4 protein-coding genes and 1 pseudogene are annotated in these 5642 nt (G+C 40.5%); all 5 read left to right on the top strand.

Going from position 1 to position 5642, the window contains the following annotated elements:
* On the top strand, positions 1-850 hold an 850-nt coding region (locus tag ACRCJ0_RS08885), incomplete at its 5' end, for a metal ABC transporter permease (RefSeq protein ID WP_431390215.1).
* Positions 851-1057: 207 nt separating this feature from the next.
* Positions 1058-1675 carry a class I SAM-dependent methyltransferase gene (locus ACRCJ0_RS08880; RefSeq protein WP_326132871.1) on the top strand — a complete coding sequence of 206 codons (618 nt, stop codon included), beginning with the start codon at positions 1058-1060 and terminating at the stop codon, positions 1673-1675.
* Between the two features lie 290 nt (positions 1676-1965).
* Entirely contained in the window at positions 1966-3210 is a 1245-nt protein-coding gene (locus tag ACRCJ0_RS08875) for a quaternary amine ABC transporter ATP-binding protein (RefSeq protein ID WP_431390216.1), read from the top strand.
* Positions 3211-3217: 7 nt separating this feature from the next.
* Positions 3218-4979: pseudogene (locus ACRCJ0_RS08870) on the top strand (ABC transporter permease/substrate binding protein).
* 162 nt (positions 4980-5141) lie between these two features.
* Positions 5142-5642: glycine betaine ABC transporter substrate-binding protein (locus tag ACRCJ0_RS08865; protein WP_431390214.1), on the top strand; the 501-nt coding region annotated here is incomplete at its 3' end.

The following is a 5642-nucleotide window of genomic DNA, read 5'->3' as shown; positions in this document are numbered from 1 at the left end:
TTTATCAGTTGTAATGATTACGGCCGTTTCCTGCGCCTTGCTCGGGGTATTTTTAGTTTTGAAGAACATGGCCATGGTGGCTGACGCCTTGTCGCATACAGTTTTACTAGGGATTGTCCTTGGTTACTTTATTGCCGGCGACCTAGATTCACCGATCCTATTTGTGGGGGCAGCCCTATTTGGTGTGATGACTGTCTATGCCATTGAATACGTGGTCAACAAGTTTGCCATCCAAAGTGATGCGGCCACTGGCTTGGTCTTTACCTTGCTTTTTGCTCTTGCCATCATTCTGATTTCAAAATACGCGCGAAATGTTCACTTAGATGTTGATGTGGTCTTGAGCGGTGAAGTGGTCTTTGCGACCTTAAATACTATGGAAATCTTTGGTATCCAGGTGCCGATTTCCTTCGCCCGAATGTTTGTCATGTTGGTGATTAATCTGACCTTTGTCGCAGTGACCTACCAACAACTCAAAGTCAGCATTTTTGACCCCGTTTACGCGAAATCCATCGGTGTAGCGGTTGGGTTCTTGAATCTGGTCTTGATGACACTTGTTTCCATCACCACCGTTGTTGCCTTTGATACCGTCGGTGCAATCCTAGTGATCTCCCTAATGGTAGCGCCAGCCTTGAGTGCCCATTTACTGTCAAAACGGTTATCCATCATGTTGCTAGTAGCCTTATTGTACGGGGTAATCAACAGTGTCCTTGGGTACTATGTAGCCATCTACTTTAACGTGTCCATTTCAGGAACCATCGCCTTCGCAGGTTTTGTAACCTTCTTGTTGACACTCTTGTTTGCACCAAATGGTTTAATTGGCAAGCGGTTCAAGCGGGCTAAGCAAGCCTAGATTTTGATTTAAAGAAAGTGAACGTATGTAAGTTAGTGTCTTATTCAGACTACAAGGTCTGAGTGGGGCACTTTTTCTTTTTGACAAAAGTATCAAGCAGATTTTACCTACTTGCGCCTAGTCCACACAAACTATAAAATGGGAGAGATGATAATGTGCATTTACAAAAACAATGAAAATAGTAATGATATAGAACGGAGGGTGTTCATGAAAGAGAGTCATCAGTACTTCGAAAACAATGAAGATCTTGGACACGACTTTAAACAATACGAGACCGTGATTTTCGACCGGTCATTTACCTTCAAGACCGACTCAGGCGTCTTTTCTAGGGATAATTTAGATTTTGGGACCCGGGTCATGCTTGAAGCCTTGGACCTTGACCAACTTGCACCAGGCGACCTGCTTGATTTGGGCGCTGGCTACGGGCCTGTAGGGGTCATTATGGGGACTATGTTGCCTGACCGTGCCATTTACGGTGTAGACATCTCTGAGCGGGCAATTGGTCTGGCTAAGGACAACGCGGCAGCTAACCATGTTGACAACGTCACTTTTCAAGTGTCAAATGCCTATGAAGCCATTGCCAAAAGAGATTTCGGTGTCATTCTAACGAATCCGCCAGTCCGTGCGGGTAAGGAAATGGTGCATCATTTTATGAGTGAAGCTATTCACTATCTAAAACCAGGTGGTGAAATTTATGTAGTTTTACAAAAGAAACAAGGGGCGCCTTCAGCTATGAAGAAATTAGAAGAGGTCTTTGGTAACGTTGAAGAAATCGAACGCCGTAAAGGCTATTGGATTTTAAAAAGTGTAAAAGAAAGTGAATAGACCATCATGGCGGGCATTGCATCCTTTGGGTGTAGTGCTTTTTTATTTGTTCATGAAAGTTTCCAAATAGAACAATGCTTGTACTTTTAGAAGTTTGTGAAATTAAGCCCTTTCATTTTCAGTCTAAAGGGGTGTAGAAAGTTAACATAAAAAATGTTCATTTTGTGAAAACTTGTCAAATCAACCTTTTTAAGGGTCTTTCTTTGAAAATTTTCGGTGAACATGTTACGGTAATATGGTGAGTTTACGTTGCGTTTTATAACAAAGTGTCAAAATAAAGGAGGATTATGATGACTACAGCAGTAAAAATTGAGAATTTAACAAAAATTTATGGATCACGCGCTCAAACTGAGAAAGCGAAAAAACTATTAAATGAAGGAAAGTCTAAAGAGGAAATCGTTCAACAAACAGGTGCCACAGTCGGGGTCGACAACGCCAGTTTAGATATTAAGCAAGGTGAAACATTCGTAATTATGGGATTATCTGGTTCAGGTAAATCAACTATGTTACGTATGATCAACCGTTTAATCGAACCAACAGCGGGTAACATCACAATTTTAGGTGATGACGTGACAGGTGCTAGTAAAGATGAATTACGTGAAATCAGACGTAAAAAAGTGAGTATGGTATTCCAAAGCTTCGCCTTATTCCCACACAAAACAATTCTTGAAAATACAGAATTCGGTTTGGAGATTCAAGGTGTCAGCAAAGAAGAACGTCAAAAAGCTGCTGAAAAAGCACTAGAAAACTCTGGTCTATTAACTTTTAAAGACCAATATCCAAACCAATTATCTGGTGGTATGCAACAACGGGTTGGTTTAGCACGTGCCCTAGCTAACGACCCGGAAATCCTATTAATGGATGAAGCCTTCTCAGCGCTTGACCCATTAATCCGTCGTGACATGCAAGATGAGTTAGTTGAGTTACAAGAGCGTGTAAACAAAACAGTCGTCTTCATTACCCATGACCTGGATGAAGCTTTAAGAATCGGTGACCGTATCGCCTTAATGAAAGACGGAGAAGTCGTTCAAGTAGGTACTGGTGAAGAAATCTTAACGAATCCAGCTAACGATTACGTTGAACGGTTTGTTGAAAGTGTTGACCGTTCTAAAGTCCTTACAGCTGAACATGCTATGAAACGCCCTAACGTCTTATTAAATGTTGAGAAGCATGGTGCCAGAATGGCGTTGCATCTTATGGAAGAGGAAGACTATACCTTCTTAATGGTGGTAAATAATAAACGTGAATTATTAGGTTACGTTCGTGATACTGATGTTGCCAAAATGATTAAAGGCAATCAAAATAAACAATATCTATCTGTTGAATCCATTATTCGTACAGACCATCCAACAGTTCATCCAGAAACATCTATCAATGATATTTATGATGTGATGGGTAATGCGTTTATGCCAATTTCAGTAGTAGATGAGGAAAACGAACTATTAGGAATGGTAAGCTCTAAGATGGTTATCAATAGTTTAGCAAATGACAATGGTGATAATGAAGTTGAAGAGGAGGAAGAATTGAATGTTTAATTTAGCTATGTATCCACTCCCTAAACTGCCAGTGGCGGATTGGGTTGAAGCAGCAACAAACTGGTTAACCGTAACCCTATCAGGTCTTTTTGGTGCTATTCAAAATGGTGGTTCAACCTTTATGGACGGTATTACGAACTTACTATTATTAATTCCACCATTTGCCTTTATACTAATCGTGGCAGTGATTGCTTATTTTGCAAGTAAGAAGCAATTATCATTATCTGCCTTCGCCTTAGTTGGTTTGGGTTACATTTTAAACCAAGGTTTATGGTCAGAATTAATGAACACAGTGACATTGGTACTGGTTTCTAGTGTAATCTCAATTATTATCGGTGTACCTTTAGGGATTTGGTCCGCAAAGAATAAAACTGTCCACAATATCCTAAAACCGATCTTAGACTTCATGCAGACAATGCCAGCCTTTGTTTACCTAATTCCAGCCGTTGCCTTCTTCGGTATCGGTATTGTACCTGGTACATTCGCGTCAGTAATTTTCGCCTTACCACCAACAGTACGATTCACTGAATTAGGGATCAAACAAATCTCTACTGAGTTAGTTGAAGCAGCAGATGCCTTCGGTTCAACTGGTAAACAAAAACTATTCAAAGTAGAATTACCTTTAGCTAAATCGACAATTATGGCTGGTGTAAACCAAACAGTTATGCTTGCCTTGTCTATGGTTGTTACAGCTTCAATGATTGGTGCACCAGGTCTAGGTCGCCAAGTATTAACAGCTCTACAACGTGCCTCAGTGGGTTCAGGGTTTGTGTCAGGTCTAGCGATTGTTATCTTAGCAATCTTGATTGACCGCTTAACACATCGTTTCACAGCTGATAAAAATAGCTAAGTCAAAGAAGGGAGAATTTATTTTGAAGAAAAAACTTAAAGGTATCTGGATTGCAGTCATTGCAGTCTTGGGATTAGTTCTTACTTTCGGAAGTGCGGGTGCTTACAGTTCAAATGCTTCTAACCTTATTTCTGTTGGAAGTAAAGGAAATATTAATTTATCTTACGTAACATGGGATACTGAAATTGCTTCTACAAATGTTATCGCAGAAGTTTTACGTCAAGCAGGCTATACAGTAGAAACTACGCCATTAGATAATGCCATTATGTGGTCATCAGTTGCGTCAAATGAAGCCGATGCGATGGTTGGTGCTTGGTTACCAAATACGCACGCACCTCAATATGAACAATACAGTGATCAAATGGAGGACTTAGGTCCTAACTTAGAGGGAGCGATTACAGGTTTAACCGTACCAACTTACATGGAAGATGTGAACTCGATCGAGGACTTAAGTGACCAAGCGAACCAAACAATTACAGGTATTGAACCTGGTGCTGGTGTTGTAGCGGCTGCAGAAGAGGCAGTAGGTACATACAGCAACCTAAGTGATTGGACAGTTCAAACATCATCTTCAGGTGCCATGACGACTGAATTAGGTACAGCTATTGCGAATGAAGAAGAAATCATTATTACTGGTTGGTCACCACACTGGATGTTCCAAGAGTATGACTTGAAATATCTAGAAGATACTGAAAGTATCTTTGGAGACGGTGAAACAATCAATACAATGGTTCGCCTAGGATTACAAGATGACATGCCAGAAGCTTATCAAATCTTAGACAACTTCTTCTGGGAAGTTGAGGATATGGAATCTGTAATGGCTGAAATCAATGACGGTGCTGATCCTCAAATTGCAGCACAAGCATGGATTGAAGAAAATCAAGAAACAGTCAATCAATGGTTAGCTAATGAAGAATAATTGAATAAAAGCTTGACAATGCTGTTCGTAATAATTAATGAACAGTAACGTCTCGACGAGCTTATAACAGGAGTGAGGCAATACTAGCCCCTCCTGTTTTTTTATAAAAAGTAAGTAGTCGAACATTTGTAACTAAGGAAGATTATTTTCGGGAGTGTAAAAATGTTTAAGAAAATGAGTTTATTAGTAGCAACAGTTATAGGGTTATTATTTACCTTTGGCAGTGAAGATTCGTATAAAACGACTGTAGGTTCTGCTTCTGGTGGCCAAACAGTGACTCTAGCAACTGTGAATTGGGAGTCTGAAATAGCTTCAACAAATGTCCTGGCACAGGTGCTAAAAGAAGCAGGGTTCAACGTACAAATTACAACAGTAGACCCGGCCATCATGTTTAGTTCGGTTGCAGAAGGGCAGTTGGATGCTATGGTCGGCGGTTGGGTGCCTACAACGCACCAGGCCTATGCAGAGAAATATGGTGACTCGATGGTTGATTTAGGGGCTAACCTAGAAGGTGCTATTTCAGCATTAACTGTTCCAACATATATGGAAGATATCAATTCGATTACCGACCTCACGGATGAAAATGATTCATCTATTACAGCAATTGAACCAGGGGCAGGTGTTACCAACAGTGCCCAAAATGCTGTTAAGGAGTATGACAAT

Source organism: Aerococcus sp. L_32 (genome assembly GCF_050689315.1).
This window is presented reverse-complemented; position numbering and strand designations above follow the sequence as displayed.